Here is a 17,689-nt window from a genome sequence, read left to right on the forward strand (position 1 = left end):
TAAATATTGTTAATCAATAACAATGACCAAGGAGGAAAGGTCTTTTGACCGTTTATAGACAAATTGAGCGTGAGATGACGCATTTCTGACACACATATGTGACTTAGGTGTTGTGCCCAAACTTTCACTGTATTCGATGATGCTACCGTTCGGATTATTGACCGGTACACCATGAATATATGCTCCAGCGGTAAACCGGGTCGCATAGGGAGCAAATCCGCCATAGGTTCGCGTACCATCTTCAAAATAGAACATTTTTGATTTGTGTTCCTGGACGACAAAAAGTCCGGTGGGTGTTTCTTGGGCATGCGGCGGTTTGTGTCGGCCACTGGTAACAGGGTTCATACTGCGCACGAGCCACTCTTTGCCCACTTTTTCCAATGTGCAGATGTTTTGGTTCTTGACATCAACAACATTAATAATGTTAAATTGTACACTATCGCTTATCAGTCGCAGATAGCGCTTGGGGACGGTATATTCCCCTTCAAATGATACACCGGCAATAGGTACCCGCGCTAAGGTGTCTGACCCCTTTAAACGGACCAACCATCCGTCGCGTCCGTAACGTACCGGTTTGTCTGTTGTTGGGTCATACAATGGTGCTGCCTGATAACGCTCGACATTGAAACTGTCCGACACACGTTTGTAAGAATCCCGTTTGAAATCTTTAATGGTAGGTGCCTCACCTTTTTCATTTTGATAGTTTTGAAGGACGGCGTACAATGAGGGCGTCTGCTGAAAATTTTCAACATAGGCTAGACGTTCCTTTATTTTGTCCCATTGAAAGCTACGCGTGGTATCCTTATAGGGGTAGGTATCTTCAAGTGTGTATTTTTTGTAAAGCAGATCCTTTTTGATCATAATATCTGCTGCTGTCACTACTTTAGGCTTTTCTTCCTGTTTTTTAGCAGTGACAGTGTTTTGATGTCTAATTGGTTGCTCTTTTTCTGCTGTATTCTTCTTTTCCTGCTGGCAGCCCAACGATAGAAATAATAGGCTAAATACGAGACATGTTAATCCTTGATGCATATATGGATTATGTAAATTATTGTTTTGTTCTTTAAATATAAGAATAAAACAAATTTTTTAAATGATTGACAAAAAGTTAGTTTTGTAATTTCAAGTAAAAAGTATGCATAGGATTGTAATTTGTTCGGCTATGATGCTGAACCCCGAAGGGGAGCTGTTGTTGGTTAGGAAAAAGGGATCAAAATATTTTCAATTGCCCGGCGGTAAGATTGCTGTGGGAGAAAGCGATTCGGAAGCCTTGGTTCGGGAACTCCGGGAAGAGTTGCAGTTTGATACAGAGCCTGCGACATTGCAGTTTATTGGTCGGCATGTGACGCAGGCGGTGAATGAGCGTGATACGCTGGTAGAAGGGTATATTTATTTGATCAAACTCGCTATGAAACTTGATTTTCAACCACAGGCCGAACTGGAGGAAGTAGAATGGATCAATAAGAGCAATTGGCAAGATTATCAGTTGGCACATCTGGCCGAAGAGTTCGTCATTCCAAAGTGGCTGTCAGGAGAGTTTTGATGTTGGATAGCATGATGTGAACAAATTAAGGCTTTGTTTGTTAATGTTTTATATGTAAACAATTAATAAACAAAGATTATGGAAAATCAGCTTTTAAAATCAGCGAAAGACTTTTTTGATGACGAGATTCTTACTCGAATCGGGCAAAGTTTAAACCAGGATAATGAACAGGTAAAACAGGGCTTAAATGTTGTTGTTTCCTCTTTGTTTTTGGGATTAAGCCAACAGACGGAAGGCGGTGGTGGGATTTCTACAATTCTAGAGCAGGCGAAACAGCGTTTTTCGAATTTTGACCTGAACCAACTTCTGGGCGGTCAGGAAGCTGGTGAAGGTGCCGAAGGGCAGCCAGGTGAATCTGGAAGTTCCGGAAACAGCAATATGCTGAATTCAATATTTGGTGGTGGTCTAGAGACCGTATTGGGTACAGTGGCAGGTTATCTGGGGTTCAGCGCTGAGTCGGTGCAGAAATTGATGGGTTTGTCCCTGCCAGCTATATTTTCAAGTTTGACTAATAGAGGTCAACAGTGGGATGCGAATACCATAAATAAAACTTTGCAGGATAATAAAACAGCTTTTGCTGCCGCTATTCCTGCAGGATTGGGTTTGGGTGCTTTTGGGAAATTATTTGATGGAGGTCATTTTTCTGCACCTGAAGAAGTCGTACCAGAACCTCCCGTGGAAGAACCCGTAAAACATATCGAAAACCATCCTGGAGCAACGGTTATAAATCCGGCCACGGAGCTGGAAGCACATAAGGAGCCGTTGGCATTGCCTAGAGCAGATGGAGCCAGAGCGGCGGCAGCATCGACCGTTTCATCTGGCGGAGGCTGGTGGAAGATTTTGGTTGCTTTGATCGTTATTGCATTGCTCTGGTTTTTGTTTGGAAAAGGCTGTAGTGGTAATAAAAATGTTGGTGTTACAGATAGCAGTGTCAATCAGGGGCAGGTGGACTCAGGAAATACAATGGGAAATGGTACGGCCAGTCAGATTGATCGTGAGCATTTGGATGTGATGTTGCCGAATGGAGGGAAGCTGGGGGCATTTAAAAGTGGTATAGAAGATCGGTTGGTACAATTTTTAAAATCCGACTATAAATCTTTGGGAGAAGATTCATTGAAAAATACTTGGTTTGATTTTGATAACCTGAATTTTGAAACCGGTACTGCGAAAGTATTACCTGAAAGCCAGGCTCAGCTCAGTAATCTGGCTGAGATTCTCAAAGCTTTCCCTGCTGCCAATGTGAAAATTGGTGGTTATACAGATAAAACCGGAAATGAAGAGTATAATAAAAAATTATCGTTGGATCGGGCAAATGCGGTGAAGGATTACCTGGACAAGGCGGGGCTGTCTAAACAGGTGACCGGAGCGGAGGGTTATGGCTCGCAATTTGCAAAATACCCTGCAGATGCACCAGAGACAGACCGGATTTTAGACCGACATGTTGCGGTTAGTGTAAGGTAATGGGGGGAGGTGAGATTCTAGATATGAGAGGAGAGATAAAAAAGCGGATCCAAAAGATCCGCTTTTTCTATTTGCAGAGATTGTATTTAATGGATATCTAATTGATTTCGCGAGGATATGAAATCATTCTTGCAAGCATTTATAGGTAAAAAAGAGTGTGGATAATACTTTATTTAGAAGCTATATACACATGCTAACAAAAATTGTCCGGCCGATTTTGTTGGGGATAGGTCATTCTTTATGAATTTTTCGGTATTGCTTTTGTCAAATCTAATTTCGGGAATGAATTTGAAGCCGTGGTAGTTGTATTCGGCTGTCAAGGTAGTTGCTAGCATATTTGAACTTGGGATGCCATTGCTTTCCTCTTTGTGCGTTTGGAAGAACTCCTCACGTAATCCTATTCCAAAATGCTCGGAGAGATGAACCCTTGGATAGAGTGCTATCCCAGTGTAACCACCTTCGGCTCTTCTCTTATAATGTGTGGCATTTACGCCGAGAAAGAATTTTGGTGTGAAATCATAATTTCCGACGAAATCTACGAGTGTGCCTGAGCTGTAGTTTTCTTTTCCACCCGCAGACGATCCTGTTAAGAAGTTGAGGTAAAAGCTTCCTTTATCGTTAGGTCTGTAAGTTAATTGTGAACCGACATGTGATACGCCGTTTATATCTTGGTATACATTCCAATCATTAAATATACCGACCATCAGCGCAAACTTGTCGGAGAAACTATAGGTTGCTTTCAGTCCGGCATCTTGAAAAGGGCCGGCACCAAATAAATAGGAGGTGGAGTAATGAAAATTGTAGGTGGGTGAAATGACTTCAAATCCGACAAATGTTCCCATAAATCCGGCGGTCAGATTGAGCTTGTCCGTTAGATTATAGCCTACGTACAGATTTTGAATGTGGAAGCTGTTTTTGTCGTCTCCGGGTTGGCCGTCTCCATTTACGATAGATCGATATTGTCCGCGGGGTCCAAAAGATAGTTCTCCTACAAAAGATGCTTTCTTAAAATTCTTCTTTAAGGCTAGATCAACCATGCCAATGGAAACTGAATTATTGTCTTCAGTAAAGTAAGTGTTGATATTTGGTTTGTTTTGGAAGTCATATTTCCAGTAGGTATCTACTGATCCTGATATTTCTACTGATTTTTCCTTGTTTTCTTCTTGTGATTTTGATGTTTTGATGAAAATTATTGAAAAAATAATAAATGTTAAGATTTTTTTCATGTCTAAAAGGTTTTAAGTTTGATTTGTTTTGGGTTTTTTGGTTGGTTTTTAAATGATTTTTTATAGGTTTTTGTTGTTTTTGTGTTTGTTGATGTGAAATTATGTAAAAAATATTACAAAAAATAATATTTGATAGTAATTTTTCAATAAAAACACTTTATATTTGTCAAAACAATAAGTAAAAATGGGGTTTTGTTTTGTTTTTGTATTTTAAATAACAATTTATTGATGTATTAATAAAAACTAATCAGTTTAAACAAATGAAAAAAATTATTCCACTTTTAGTTCTGGTACTTTTGGGCGTATTGGGACTTGTATTTCCATCTATAGATTTGTCTGCACTCGACAAAGCGGAATTCGATACAGGGGATACAGCCTGGTTATTGACTTCCTCAGCGCTGGTGTTGATTATGACGCCCGGTCTGGCATTTTTTTACGGTGGAATGGTCAGTAAAAAGAATGTGATCTCAACGATGATGCAGAGTTTTATCTGTATGTGTCTGATGACAATCCTCTGGGTGATCGTCGGATTTAGTTTGGCCTTTGGCGAAGATATCGGTGGGATTATAGGTGATCCACGCACATTCTTTATGATGAAGGGGACCTTAGGAAATATCGCTTGGGGTGCATTGCCAACTATCCCATTGGTTTTATTCGCGATGTTTCAACTGAAATTTGCGATTATTACGCCGGCACTTATTACGGGTGCATTTGCCGAGCGTATTCGATTCAACTCTTATATGTTGTTTATTATCCTATTTGGTATCTTTATTTATATGCCATTGGCGCATGGGACCTGGCATCCGGAAGGGATTTTGGCGAAATTCGGTGTCCTTGATTTTGCCGGCGGTACGGTCGTGCACATGTCAGCAGGTTGGGCTGCGTTGGCGGCAGCGATTTATTTAAAAGGCCGTAAATTACAGACACACAATCCAGCCCGTATAAGCTATGTGATCCTGGGAACAGCCTTACTGTGGTTCGGTTGGTTTGGATTTAATGCCGGTTCGGCTGGCGGGGCTAATACAATAGCGGCTTATGCGTTTGCAACAACAACGACGGCTTCGGCGATGGCAGCGATGGCATGGATATTTGTCGATATTATCCGAGGTAAAAAACCATCAGCGATGGGTGCATGTATTGGTGCTGTCGTGGGCTTGGTTGCGATTACACCAGCAGCAGGCTTTGTCAGTATTCCACACGCCATGGTCATCGGGTTAGTCGCTGCATTGATCAGCAATCTGGTTGTCTATCTGAGAAGTAAAACAAGTATTGATGACACCTTGGATGTATTTCCTTGTCATGGTGTAGGTGGTATGGTAGGGATGGTGCTGACTGGCGTATTTGCTCACCATAATGTCAATCCTTTGGTCGTTGATAATGGCTTATTCTTTGGTGAAACGAAGTTGTTTTTTGTGCATACCGTTGCCTTGTTCGCAGTATCTTTCTTCGCCTTTGTGGGCTCGCTGGTTCTATTAAAAGTAACGGATCTAATTTCTCCTTTACGTGTGGAGGAAACAGATGAAGAACTTGGCCTGGACGTTTCTCAACACGCTGAGGCGCTTTAGGCCCTCTGACCGGAATAATTAATCATCCCAAACAATGCTTTTCCTTACAGCATTGTTTGGGATTTTTTTTGCACCTTTGCCAAAGGTTGAATAGGCTGGAATATTTGAGTTTATGCTATGAAAGATACTACAAAAGATACTTTACGTTCGGATTTTGAGAAAATGATGCGCTATTCCTTACAGAAAAATGGCGATTTTAGTTTTAATATATTTGGCGATTATGCCACGTCTGTTCTCAATTTCTATGTTGGAAGTTCCATTTTAGCAATAGCTGAAAAGCGTGATGCCGCGCTATTTCTTGCGAATCTATACAATGCTGGGATTAAAAATGCCATCGACCAGCAGGATCTTCAGGAGATTGCTGATGTTTTAGCACAGGATCCCACCCTCAATTATCAGGTACTGGCGCCGATTTTCGACTAATGTTTTGTCCAAACCAGATTACCGGTTTCATATCCACATTGTAATGCATAGGTTAGAAACTCGTTTCGGATCTTTTCTGGAATCGCTGTATCCCTGCCCAAAATCCACATATAATCGAGATTGTCTCCAAATATGAGTGCATATTTATAATCTGGAGTTATTTTTACAATGTTATAGCCATTGTAGAAGGGGCCGAAGAAGGAGACTTTCAATGCGCCTTCATGTGGACCATTGACAAATTTGGCTCTTCCGATGGATTGTTTCCATTGTTCTTTTTCCTCCGAATAGCCTTGGTTGTTTACCCGGATCGTTCCATTTTTATTTTTGCTGTATTCTGCTGAAACCTGACTCAGTCCTTTTTCCCAACGGAAATCGAGTCGAGCGATTTCAAACCATTTTCCAAGGTATTTATCTAAGTCAAAAGGGTCCACTACATCGGGGCGCGATATCACCGGCTTTAATGCATTGTATGCGACAGTTCCCAAAGCCACAGCGGCCAGCAGTAAGAGCGATTTTTTCTTGTCTATATTCATCTTTTGAATTTGTTTGTTGATAAAACAACAATTTTAATACCAATAAGGTTTAGGCATACTGAGCTATTTTCTTAATTTTGTGACTTAAAAATAGTATTTGTGTATTCTAGAGAAGAGGTAAAACAATTAAAACAGCTGTTCTGGACCAAGTTTGGGCAATTCATGTCCCTGCATGCATCTGCTGACGGTGAAAAAGTAAATTGGGTTAACTATAAAACAGGGGTCAAACAGCTGTATTTTAAAATGGATGCCGACAAGAAAGCTGCCAAAATTGCGATAACCTGGTCACATACTGATGCTGGAATCCGTGCGTTGATGGCAGAGCAATTTCTGCAGTACAAAAATCTGCTTCATGATATTTTGGGAGAAGAATGGGAATGGGATATGGATGGCTATGACGAATATGGCAAGCCGATTTGTCAGATCTACAAGACACTGGAAGGCCATAGTATTTTTAAGGAAATAGAGTGGGGGGAGCTGATCACGTTCTTTAAACCACGGATGATTGCACTTGACGAGTTTTGGTCTTCCGCAAAATATGCGTTCGATATTTTTAAATAATTACAATTAAATAGATACAACAATGAAAAAAATGATTAAGGGTTTGCTGGCTGTGGCTTTGTGTTTTCAACTTTCATCGGTATTTGCCTGGGGAACCATTGGGCATCGTGTCGTCGCTGAGATCGCTGAGCGTCATTTGAACAAGAAAGCAAAAAAGAATATTGGAAAAATCATTGGACAGCAAAAGTTGGCATATTGGGCAAATTGGGGCGACTTTATCAAGTCGGATCCTAACCCAGAATTTAAGAAATTAGGTAATTCTCATTTTATAAATTTAAATTCAAATTTACCTTGGGCAGAGTTTCAACTGGGACTTGAAAATTCGGCTGATGAAAATTTATACAAAACAGCAATCCGTATCGAGCAATCTTTTGCAGATAAAAATATTTCGCTGGATCAACAGCAACAGAATCTTTATTTCTTGATCCATATCTTGGGGGATGCGCATCAACCTATGCATGTCAGCCGAGCAGAAGATCAGGGTGGAAATAAGATCGAAGTGAGCTGGTTTGGAAAAAAATCGAACATTCACCGCGTTTGGGACAGCGATTTGGTGGATAATGAGAAATATAGTTATACAGAGTACGCAACAGTATTGGATATCAATGGTAAAAAGGAAAACGAACAATTGGCCGCTGGTGAATTGTCCAATTGGTTGTATGAGTCAAATCAGCTTGCAGAAAAGATTTATGCTGATGTAGCCAACAATGCCAACCTGTCTTATTCCTACGTTTATCAAAATAAAGACACCATGGAGCAATGTTTACTCAAAGGTGGTCTGCGTCTGGCTAAGGTGCTGAACCGGATTTTTGGATAAGCACATTTAAAGCACAGTATATTGAAGTCGTATCATTGTTTATGGTACGACTTTTTTTTGCTCTGGTATTTCAGTTTTGCTGTATAGGATTTATATGATTTTCTATTTACTTTTAAACAAAGCATGCTGCTTACTTGTTCCATACTTATCATAATCTTTCTCCATGACTATTCCACAGCTGTTTAAAAAAATTGTTCCCTTTGCCCGCCCTTATCGCAAGCTGATTGTTTATACTTTACTTTTGACCGTGGTAGGGTCATTTGCTGCTCAAATTAACGCATTTATTTTACGGTATACAGTAGATACCATTAATGCAATGATGGTGGCCAAGGAACCATTGTCTAAGGGGCTGTATATTGTCGGGATCATCAGTGCGGTATTGTTGCTGAAGGAAATTATCTATGCGCTGGTGCAGTTTGGTCAAAAATTCTATGGGGAAAAACTTCGGATTTATATTGCACGTGATTTTTCACAGGCTATTGTGAGCCGCATTTTGACTTATAAACTTGCCTTTTATACTTCTGCAGATAATGAAAGTGGAAAGTTAGCCACACGTATAGATGCTGGAATCAGCTCACTTACACGTTTGGTGCAAAACTTCTTTATTGATATTTTGCCTTTATTTGCCAATGCAATCATCGCATTGGCTTGTATGTTCTATGCCAATGTATACGTAGGCCTGGTGGGTGTCGCAGTCATTCCATTATACCTTTACATTAGTCAGACCCAAGCCTCAAAACTGACAGGATTTAGGCGACAGATGCGTAATTACCGTGAATCTAAAAATAATCGAATTATCAGTCTTATTGAATCAATACTCGTGATCAAATCTTTTGTTCGGGAGCCTGAAGAAGCAAAACGACATGAGAAGATTCAATTTGAGATGACCGAAAATCAAATGGAAACCCGAAAGACGAGTTTCTTTTACGATAGCATAAAGAATTTTGTGGAACAGATTGCAGTCGTTATCATTATTGTATTGACGGCCTATTTGGTGCTATCTGGACAAATTACAATTGGAGCCATTATGTTCCATATCATGCTGTTCAACAACGTCTCGGCACCGATTCGCCAATTGCATCGCATTTATGATGAGGTCAACGATGCCCTGATCTATTCGGAGTCTTTTTTTGAGATCCTGGAATCGGATGATCAGATTGAATCAAAAGGAACGTATCGGCCGGAGAAAATCCACGGTCATTTGGAATTGTGTCAGGTTTTCTTTGAGTATCCCAATGGTACACAGGCACTAAAAGATGTCAGCTTTGCTATTAAACCCAATGAAATTACAGCTTTAGTCGGACTAAGTGGTGCGGGGAAAAGTACAATTATCAACTTGTTGGATAAATTCTATGAACCGACAGGTGGGCAGATCTTATTGGATGGTGTAGATTTGGCAGATTATGATACTGCATTCCTCCGGCAGCATATCGGTATGGTGTTGCAGCGTAATCATATTTTTAAAGGGACAATATTTGAAAATATTGAATATGGCAAGATGGGGAGTTCACGGGAAGAAATCGTGGAAGCAGCTAAAAAAGCCTATATCCATCAACAGATTATGGAGTTGCCAAAAGGCTACGATTCTGATGCGCAATTGCTTTCTGGTGGACAGCAACAGCGTATTGCGATTGCACGGTTGTTTCTGAAAAATCCGCCTATTATTTTTCTGGATGAGCCCACAGCGAATCTGGATGCCATTGCTACGGAGCAGATTAAAAATAGCCTTGATGCGATCAAGAAAGATCGTACGGTAATTATTGTATCGCACAGCATCTCCCAGATTATTGATTCAAATGCAATTGTCGTGATGGAGAAAGGCCATGTTGTTGAGCAGGGACAACATGAGGAACTTTATATACAGAAAGGAACCTACTACGAAATTTTTTCAGCTATGGCCAATAGCCTTAATTTAAGCAAGATCAGCAAGACCTTACAGGCTGATGAAAATTGATATCTTACGCTTTCGGACCTTAATTTGCACGACTATGGAGTATCATTCCAATGACAACGAGGGCAATTCCCACACAGGAATAACTATTTGGAAAGGCCGCTTGTAATAGTATTATTTCGCCCAATAGTGTAAAGATTACTTCCATGGCTTGCGTTGCTTCAATCGCCGCGAGGGCTTTGTGGTCGGTGCGGACCAGATCTGTTGCTGTAAAGAATAGGAGGGTGGCGATTATTCCAGAAAAAATGGCAACCATGAAGGTCTGCAGCAACTGACTCTCGGTTGGGAGCCCACTGTTCATATAGCCAAAGATGCTGAGCAGAATCCAAAAGGGCATGCTGCATAATGTCATGCCCAGTGTTCGTTGGAAGGCATCCAATTTATTTTCCGCTATTTGCATCATCTTGCGGTTTCCCAAAGGGTAGGCAATGGCCCCGATCAATACAGGGATGGTTCCCAATAACATGGACTTTATGGAGCTTGCACGTGCTTCTGAGATTTGCATGAGGACAATTCCCAAAAAAATAGTGATCGAGAACAGGAGTGAGGCTTTGGAAATTCCGCTTCGATTCTCTTTCTTTTCCAGTAAGGGCCCGATAAACATACCTGCGATAATGGTGAATTCAAAGGTACTGGCGACCAACCATGAGGGGCCAAAACTAGCACCAAAGGTAAGGGTGGCATAAAATACACCAAAACCTATTGTACTCCATAGCAACCACTGCGGTATGTTGGATTTGATGGCCTCAAAGAGAGGCGCTAAATTACCTCTAATGAATACGATAACAAACAAGATGGGAAGCATCCAGATGAAACGTAAGGATGCTGTCCATTGCCAGCTTCCACCCGAAACTGCCATAACGCGGTTTAAGACGAAGGTGCTGGCGAAAAATAATGCGGCAACTATTCCTAAAAAAAGTGCCGTATTTTTATTGTTTTTTATTGTAAATTGGAATGGCATAAATAAAAAGAATGTACTGTCAATTTAATACAGTGAAAGTAAGCAAATGCGCGTTTAATTGGAAATGAAACAAAAAGTAATTGATTTTTATGGCGATTTTCTCATTTAAAATTCCTTATTTTGCCTAATCAATAAAACAAGTAGTAAGAAAATTCATCAAGATGATTATACAACCAAGAACTAGAGGTTTTATTTGTTTAACCTCGCATCCACAAGGGGCTGCGCAAAACATTAAAAATCAAATTGAATACGTGAAATCGAAGGGTGAGATCGCGAATGGTCCAAAGAAAGTGTTGGTGATCGGTGCTTCAACAGGATTTGGTATTGCATCCCGGATTTCTGCAGCGTTTGGTTCTGGAGCTGCTACAATCGGTGTATTTTTTGAAAAACCTGCGGCAGAAGGTAAGCCAGGTACCGCTGGTTGGTACAATTCTGCGGCTTTCGAAAAAGAAGCCCACGAAGCTGGATTATATGCCAAAAGTATCAATGGTGATGCTTTTTCGGACGATATCAAAAAACAGACCATTGAATTAATCAAAAAGGATCTGGGTCAAGTAGATTTAGTGGTTTACAGTTTGGCATCTCCGCGTCGTACGCACCCGAAAACAGGTGTTGCACACGCTTCTGTTTTAAAACCTATACAGGAACCTTTTACCGATAAAACGGTCGACTTCCATACGGGTGTTGTTTCGGATATTACGATTCAACCCGTAGAAAATAGTGAAGATATTGCCAATACAGTTGCCGTAATGGGTGGGGAAGACTGGAAATTTTGGATCGAAGATCTTAAAGCTGCAGGCCTTTTAGCTGAAGGTGCAAAGACAGTTGCTTATTCGTATATCGGTCCAGAATTGACTTATCCGATCTACCGCAATGGAACGATTGGTCGTGCGAAAGATGATTTGGAAGGTACTGTACCTGCAATCAATGCGATCTTAAGTGATCTTCATGGGGTAGCTTATGTTTCTGTAAACAAAGCTTTAGTAACACAGTCTAGTTCAGCGATCCCAGTGGTACCTTTGTACATTTCCTTATTATACAAGGTGATGAAAGAAAAAGGAATCCACGAAGGTACGATTGAACAAATGCAACGTTTATTTGCAGAGCGTCTTTATACTGCTGATGGCAAAGTATTGCTTGACGATAAAGGCAGAATCCGTGTTGACGACCTTGAGATGCGTGCAGATGTTCAGGCTGAAGTAGCAGCATTATGGGAGAAAGCGAATACAGAAAATTTGACTGAGATCTCCGATATCGAAGGTTACCGCAATGAGTTTTTCAACTTATTTGGTTTTAACTTTGATGGTATAGATTACAACGCTGATACCAATGAGGTTGTTGCTGTACCGAGCATTGAAAACTAATATAAGCTAGCGATACAAGTAATATAAAAAAGGCTAACCATTGGGTTAGCCTTTTTTCGTTTCTTCTATTTGTATATCCCCTGTAGCTTTTTAAAAATCTACCATGCGCAGACCGGGTATCAGGCAAGCTTCGGTCTCTGATTATATAATAAATTGCCCACGACTGCAAAACCAATAGACACGATAATGGCGCTGAAGGGGTAGATCCCAGTCATACCAACATTGTTGGCGACAAAACCGATCAATGGGCCTGTAATCCCCAGAGAAATATCAATAAATAATCCGTAGGCAGCCAATGCCGAACCCTGTTGGCTTTGATCGACCTTTTTGATCGCCTCCACACCAAGGGCAGGAAAAACAAGTGAAAAGCCGAGCCCTGTCAATGCTGCTCCAACAAGTGTCCAAAGGGGATGGAGGGCGAGGGCAATAACCATTAAGCCTAATGATTCTATAAAAAGACTGACCAAAGCGACTTTCAAACCTCCATATTGATCAATGACCTTATTGAACACAAGCCTTGTCAGGATAAAGAAAATACCAAAAACGGTCAAGCAGGCGGCACCATTCTGCCAGTTAAAATGCTCATAATACAGCGTCATGAAGGTCGATATACTCCCAAAACCGAGACCACCCAGCGCCAGACAGGTTCCAAATGGAGCGACAGTCAAAAGTACACGCTTGAAACTGACAGTGCTAGTCTTCTTGGCGATCACCCGAAAGGGAGTTTTTGATTTGCTATAAAGATAGCCCAAGATACCAATGGCACAGGTCAGCAGTCCCAATGATTCATAACTGATATGGTCAACCATCAATACTCCCAATGGTGCTCCGAGGGCAAGTGCGCCATAACTCGCAATACCATTAAAGGAGATGGCTTTGGCAGCATGTTCATCGCCTAGCTCCAATAGCGCCCAATTGATCGGACTGGCGCCGACCAGTCCCTCGCCAATGCCTGTGAATAACCTTGTGATCAGCAATAAACCAAGGCTTATGAAAGGCTGCGATTTGAATAAAAAGACGAATAGGAGTAAGATCCCCGAAAGCGCAAAAAAGAGCACACTGCGCAGGACCGATACCTTGGGGCCTTTGGTATCCACTATTTTTCCGGCATAACCCCGTAATAAAAAGGTCGCAATATATTGGACACTGATGACCAATCCGGCGATAATTGTATTAAACCCTAAAATTTGATGAATAAAAATGGGTAAGGTCGCAAGTGATAAGCCAATTGTGAAATAACCGAGAAAAGTTAAAGAAACATAGCCTAAAATCTTTTTATTGACCTCCCGAAGAGAAACTGTCATTTTAAAAAATTTTAGGCAAAAGTACGTGTTTAGGCTTGTTTTTAGAAATAAAATTAGTAGACGACTGTCTCCTTAATCTCACAATTTTTTTCAAGCCATTCCTGATCGAATTGTTTAGGTGATACTTTTTTGCCTTGATAGATATAGTAGATTTTTTCAGATTCTCCTTTTACTGGCGGTCCGGGGATCTTATTGACAATTTTTTCTTCGGGACAATCTTGAATTAAGGCCTGTTGCGTGTTATGACGAGTTTTACAAGAAGTGAATGCTACTAAGATGAGGAGATACGTTAATTTATTCATGAGTTTAGTTTTATTGTAGTGAATAACGAGACATTCTTCAGAAGTGCGACATGATTTTATACAATAAAATACAACTTTTTATAGGCAGGTTTGTTGTATATATAGATCGTTCTTAAATGGATCTGGAGTGTTATTTCCAGCAAATCTTTGAAAATAAAGGTAGTATCGAAGGATAATAATATATAACAATAAAGAAATAATCATGAGAAGAAAAGCAACAGCCCAATGGAATGGGAGTCTAAAAGAAGGTAAGGGAAATCTGACCACAGATAGTACGGTATTGGATCAGGCACAATATTCGTTTTCAACACGGTTTGAGAATGGTATTGGCACCAACCCGGAAGAGCTATTGGCCGCAGCCCATGCCGGATGTTTTACGATGCAGCTGAGCGCATTTTTAACAGAAGCTGGTTTTGTACCCGATGAACTCAAAACGGTATCAACCATTGTATTTGAAAATGGTGCAATCGTGCGTTCTGAGTTGGAACTGACCGCAAAAGTACCTTCCATTGACGATGCGGAATTTCAGGCGCTTGCTCAGAAAGCAAAGGATAATTGCCCAGTCAGCAAAGCATTTAGCTTTGAAAAAACGTTACATGCTGCCTTGGTATAGCAGTTTGGAATATAAAAATAGGTGTAGATCGGTGTAGATCTACGATATGAATGCAGAGACGTTTTAGGCTTCCCTAAAAATCGCTGCATTTTTTCTTTAAAAAGATAAAAAGCCGTTACTTTGACCCTTGGTCAGTATGTTGCGTTCCGCAATCGAGCAAATCTATCGCAAATACTGTGGCTGTATGTGCAGCGCTGATCACCACTTTAGCATTTAAACGATATTACTTTGGTACAGAGAAAGAAAAATAAGCTAAACGCGACAGCGTTATTGGAAAAGAATAGGGAGGAAGGAATCACATTTCTAAAAGAGAATGCTACGCAGGAAGGTGTAACAGTCTGTCCATCGGGTTTACAATATAAAATATTGACGGAAGGTGCCGGTAAAATTCCGGTGAAGACCTCAAAAGTAATCTGTCATTATAAGGGTGAGCTATTGGACGGAACGGTATTTGACAGCTCCTATAGGCATAAACGGCCAGAAACATTTTATATCAATGAACTTATCCGTGGTTGGCAGGAGGCCATGTGTATGATGCCTGTTGGATCAATCTGGCAAGTTTACCTTCCACCGCATTTAGCTTATGGAAAGGAAGAACTAATGCCCCGAAAAGGAGGGGAGTGCACTTTGGTATTTCAGATTGAACTGATCGCAATTTTATAATAGACTGATTGGAAATACTAATTTCCAAATAAAGGAGGCTAAGCTCAAACGAAAATAATAATTACTGTTCAAGCATAAAAAAATCCCCAACAAACGCTGGGGATTTTCTATTTATTTTGGAAAAATTTATTCTAATTCCTTGATTTTGGCATTGACTTCAGTAGTTTTAGCTTCATCTTGCATAAAAACATAGTAGTTCTTTAGATTTGTTAAAGCATCTACATTCTTTGGTTGCAAAGAAACAGCCTTCTCCAAGTAAGGTAATACAGGTTTCAATTCTGCTTTAATCTTGTCCACTTCTGTGTTATATTGCGCCTGTGTCAATTTTCTGTTGTTGTTAACAACATTTAGTTTTTCACGAATTTTATTCATCAACGTGATCGCTAAATTTGTATTGGCTTCAAAGAAGTTAGGATCGATTTCCAACGCTTTTTTGTATGCTGCAACTGCTGCCTCATCATTTTTTGCTGATGCTTGTGCGATACCTAAATAATAGTTTAAGCTTTTATTCGATGGATCTTTAGCCAATTGTGTCGTGATAGCATCAATTGTCTCTTTCTCGTGTCCTGTGATCAAATTCAATTCGATATTTTGCGTCATCGCTGCATTGTCATCCGGGTAAGCTTCAGCAGCTTTCTTCGCATACTCAAGAGCAGAAGTTGTGTCTTGCAATGATAAATACAATTTCGGTAAATCAACCATAATTGTTTTATGTGAAGAGAAATCTTTTCTAGGGATCAATTCTTTGTAACGTTCGATCGCATTTTTATAATCCTTGTTGGACAATGCCGCTACACCACTGTAGTAAGTCACTAGCGTATCTCCAGGAAGGTACGTCAATGCTTTGGTGAACGAACTATAAGAATCGGCGTATTTTTGTGCCTGGTATTCTTCAGCACCAATATTGAAGTTGTATTGTCCAAGGATTTGCTCAGCTACGGTGATGTTTGCTTTGTTTGCTCCATCTGTATCCAATTGTTTTGCTTTGGCAATACCATCTTCTGCTAATTTTGCCAACTCAGTGGATTTATCGATAGTCGATAAGTTTGCGTTAACCAAAGCGTATACTGTCCAAGCTTCTGCATTATCTTTTGTTTTCTCGTTGATGACGGCAGCGTCAATAGCTTCTTTTGCTGATTTAAGATTTGGTAAGCCTAATTGTGCAGTACCAGCATCTTTTAATTCCTGAAATTTAGCAAGACCAGTTTTTGCCTTTTTTACGTTACCCGTTTGAGCGAAAGAAACTGATGTAGATACAGTACCTATTGCCGCTAATAATAATAGAGATTTTAAATTCATATCTATTTAACTGTTAATTGATTCAATAATAAATTCACCCTGTCTAATTGTAACGCATCATCGATAAGCGTATAATATTTTGCTAAGGCTTTTAAGGCATTAACATCGTAGGGTTTGATTTCGTTTGCTTTTAATAGATATTCGACCGTTAAATCCTGGATATCCTGGTTTGTCGGATCTTTTAATAGCGTTTCGAGATTAATTAAGCCCAATGCCAAATTAGATTCATAATTGTTTGGATCTAATCGTAACACATTATTATAGTATTCTTTTGCTTTTTTTAGATCATTCGCATTTTCGTAAGAATAACCGGCAATGTAATTTAATTCAACATTTTCAGGTTCCAAACGAATTGCATCAGCGATAACATTCAATATTGCATCGTACGAATTATTGGCCGAATACACATCTATTAATCTAAAAAGGATTTGCTTATTCTCTGGGAATATAGCATGTCCTTTCTCTAGAACGTTTAAGACATCCTGTTTAGTACCTCCTAAGCTATAAATTTGTGCCAATTCCAAAAAGTAGTTAGGCTTGGGATTTTCAGCTTTAATAAGCTCGTTATAGTAATTAATAGCATTCATATAATCTTTGTTTTTTCCGGCAAGTACGGCAAGATTATATTTGAGGTCGGTATTTTTAAAACCAAGGGAGTCTATTCGAAGGTAAGCCTTATATGCTTTATCAAATTTATCATCTTTTAGTGCGATACCGCCCTGATAGGAGATTGCGCCTGCAAGATTTTGACGAACATAGTCCATCTCTGCAGGAAAATTACGACGCGCCTTTTTTGCATCCAACAATTTTAGCGATTTGATGGATATATCTATCGGGTCTAGTTTATACTGCTGTTTTCTAGTTGAATCTGCAACCGCCAATGAGCTATATACCAAAGCCCTTAAAAGGTTATTATTGACAGCAGACGTATCTTTTTTTGTTAGAAATGCGGCGTCAGCAAACTTTCTGGCATTTTCGAGATGTTTGAAGTCACCAGTTTTGGTATATAAAGCAAAACTGTTGCTGCCCTCTTTCAAATTTGATTGGGCAGCAACAGTTAAACTACTTGCAGATATTAACAATGATATCAGTAAGTTTTTCATGCA

General features: G+C 40.0%; 18 protein-coding genes. 10 read left to right on the forward strand and 8 right to left on the reverse strand.

Annotated elements, in window-relative coordinates; translation table 11 throughout:
• Window positions 1-9 precede the first annotated feature (9 nt).
• Window positions 10-1,029, reverse strand: coding sequence for a L,D-transpeptidase (locus AC07UV_RS07605; protein WP_495183235.1), 1,020 nt, complete (start codon window positions 1,027-1,029; stop codon window positions 10-12).
• A 103-nt stretch (window positions 1,030-1,132) separates the two neighbouring features.
• Here AC07UV_RS07605 and AC07UV_RS07610 point away from each other — a divergent pair, with 103 nt between their 5' ends.
• Both AC07UV_RS07610 and AC07UV_RS07615 read left to right on the forward strand, forming a co-directional pair.
• The gene (locus tag AC07UV_RS07610; RefSeq protein WP_282254905.1) at window positions 1,133-1,540 is read left to right on the forward strand and encodes an NUDIX hydrolase; all 408 of its coding nucleotides are present in this window, start codon (window positions 1,133-1,135) and stop codon (window positions 1,538-1,540) included.
• A 78-nt stretch (window positions 1,541-1,618) separates the two neighbouring features.
• Window positions 1,619-3,001, forward strand: a complete 1,383-nt coding sequence (locus AC07UV_RS07615; protein WP_495183236.1) for an OmpA family protein — start codon at window positions 1,619-1,621, stop codon at window positions 2,999-3,001.
• A gap of 173 nt (window positions 3,002-3,174) precedes the next feature.
• Here the strand turns inward: AC07UV_RS07615 and AC07UV_RS07620 are convergent, their stop codons facing one another.
• Window positions 3,175-4,227 (reverse strand): outer membrane beta-barrel protein, encoded by a 1,053-nt coding sequence (locus tag AC07UV_RS07620; RefSeq protein WP_282254903.1) that lies wholly within the window; start codon window positions 4,225-4,227, stop codon window positions 3,175-3,177.
• Window positions 4,228-4,487: 260 nt separating this feature from the next.
• Between AC07UV_RS07620 and AC07UV_RS07625 the strand changes: the two genes are divergently transcribed.
• A complete protein-coding gene (locus AC07UV_RS07625; protein ID WP_495183237.1) occupies window positions 4,488-5,792 on the forward strand; it encodes an ammonium transporter in 1,305 nt (434 codons plus the stop codon).
• Window positions 5,793-5,909: 117 nt separating this feature from the next.
• Entirely contained in the window at window positions 5,910-6,215 is a 306-nt protein-coding gene (locus AC07UV_RS07630) for a hypothetical protein (protein ID WP_282254900.1), read from the forward strand.
• On the opposite strand, the gene AC07UV_RS07635 is transcribed toward AC07UV_RS07630, so the two are convergent.
• Entirely contained in the window at window positions 6,212-6,748 is a 537-nt protein-coding gene (locus AC07UV_RS07635; RefSeq protein ID WP_495183238.1) for a lipocalin family protein, read from the reverse strand. The two genes, AC07UV_RS07630 and AC07UV_RS07635, sit on opposite strands and share 4 nt — an antisense overlap.
• A gap of 99 nt (window positions 6,749-6,847) precedes the next feature.
• On the opposite strand from AC07UV_RS07635, the gene AC07UV_RS07640 reads away from it, so the two are divergent.
• The 3 genes from AC07UV_RS07640 (at window position 6,848) to AC07UV_RS07650 (ending at window position 10,080) form a co-directional block, all read left to right on the forward strand.
• Window positions 6,848-7,309 (forward strand): DUF4268 domain-containing protein, encoded by a 462-nt coding sequence (locus AC07UV_RS07640; protein WP_282254898.1) that lies wholly within the window; start codon window positions 6,848-6,850, stop codon window positions 7,307-7,309.
• Between the two features lie 22 nt (window positions 7,310-7,331).
• On the forward strand, window positions 7,332-8,126 hold the full coding sequence (locus AC07UV_RS07645; protein WP_208642440.1) for a S1/P1 nuclease: 795 nt from the start codon (window positions 7,332-7,334) through the stop codon (window positions 8,124-8,126).
• Window positions 8,127-8,289: 163 nt separating this feature from the next.
• The gene (locus AC07UV_RS07650; RefSeq protein ID WP_495183239.1) at window positions 8,290-10,080 is read left to right on the forward strand and encodes an ABC transporter ATP-binding protein; all 1,791 of its coding nucleotides are present in this window, start codon (window positions 8,290-8,292) and stop codon (window positions 10,078-10,080) included.
• 19 nt (window positions 10,081-10,099) lie between these two features.
• On the opposite strand, the gene AC07UV_RS07655 is transcribed toward AC07UV_RS07650, so the two are convergent.
• Window positions 10,100-11,038 (reverse strand): DMT family transporter, encoded by a 939-nt coding sequence (locus AC07UV_RS07655; RefSeq protein ID WP_495183240.1) that lies wholly within the window; start codon window positions 11,036-11,038, stop codon window positions 10,100-10,102.
• 161 nt (window positions 11,039-11,199) lie between these two features.
• Here AC07UV_RS07655 and fabV point away from each other — a divergent pair, with 161 nt between their 5' ends.
• The gene (gene fabV / locus AC07UV_RS07660) at window positions 11,200-12,402 is read left to right on the forward strand and encodes an enoyl-ACP reductase FabV (protein WP_223580007.1); all 1,203 of its coding nucleotides are present in this window, start codon (window positions 11,200-11,202) and stop codon (window positions 12,400-12,402) included.
• A 119-nt stretch (window positions 12,403-12,521) separates the two neighbouring features.
• Here the strand turns inward: fabV and AC07UV_RS07665 are convergent, their stop codons facing one another.
• Window positions 12,522-13,706 (reverse strand): MFS transporter, encoded by a 1,185-nt coding sequence (locus tag AC07UV_RS07665; RefSeq protein WP_495183241.1) that lies wholly within the window; start codon window positions 13,704-13,706, stop codon window positions 12,522-12,524.
• Window positions 13,707-13,759: 53 nt separating this feature from the next.
• Window positions 13,760-14,008: a hypothetical protein gene (locus AC07UV_RS07670; RefSeq protein WP_495183242.1), complete on the reverse strand. Its 249-nt coding sequence runs from the start codon at window positions 14,006-14,008 to the stop codon at window positions 13,760-13,762.
• Between the two features lie 202 nt (window positions 14,009-14,210).
• On the opposite strand from AC07UV_RS07670, the gene AC07UV_RS07675 reads away from it, so the two are divergent.
• Entirely contained in the window at window positions 14,211-14,621 is a 411-nt protein-coding gene (locus tag AC07UV_RS07675; protein ID WP_495183243.1) for an OsmC family protein, read from the forward strand.
• Window positions 14,622-14,849: 228 nt separating this feature from the next.
• Window positions 14,850-15,284, forward strand: coding sequence for an FKBP-type peptidyl-prolyl cis-trans isomerase (locus AC07UV_RS07680; RefSeq protein ID WP_282254890.1), 435 nt, complete (start codon window positions 14,850-14,852; stop codon window positions 15,282-15,284).
• A gap of 126 nt (window positions 15,285-15,410) precedes the next feature.
• Here the strand turns inward: AC07UV_RS07680 and AC07UV_RS07685 are convergent, their stop codons facing one another.
• Window positions 15,411-16,583: a tetratricopeptide repeat protein gene (locus AC07UV_RS07685; protein WP_282254889.1), complete on the reverse strand. Its 1,173-nt coding sequence runs from the start codon at window positions 16,581-16,583 to the stop codon at window positions 15,411-15,413.
• 2 nt (window positions 16,584-16,585) lie between these two features.
• Window positions 16,586-17,686: a tetratricopeptide repeat protein gene (locus tag AC07UV_RS07690; protein ID WP_282254888.1), complete on the reverse strand. Its 1,101-nt coding sequence runs from the start codon at window positions 17,684-17,686 to the stop codon at window positions 16,586-16,588.
• Window positions 17,687-17,689: the final 3 nt, after the last annotated feature.

This window comes from Sphingobacterium sp. GW821-FHT03E03 (assembly GCF_059420745.1).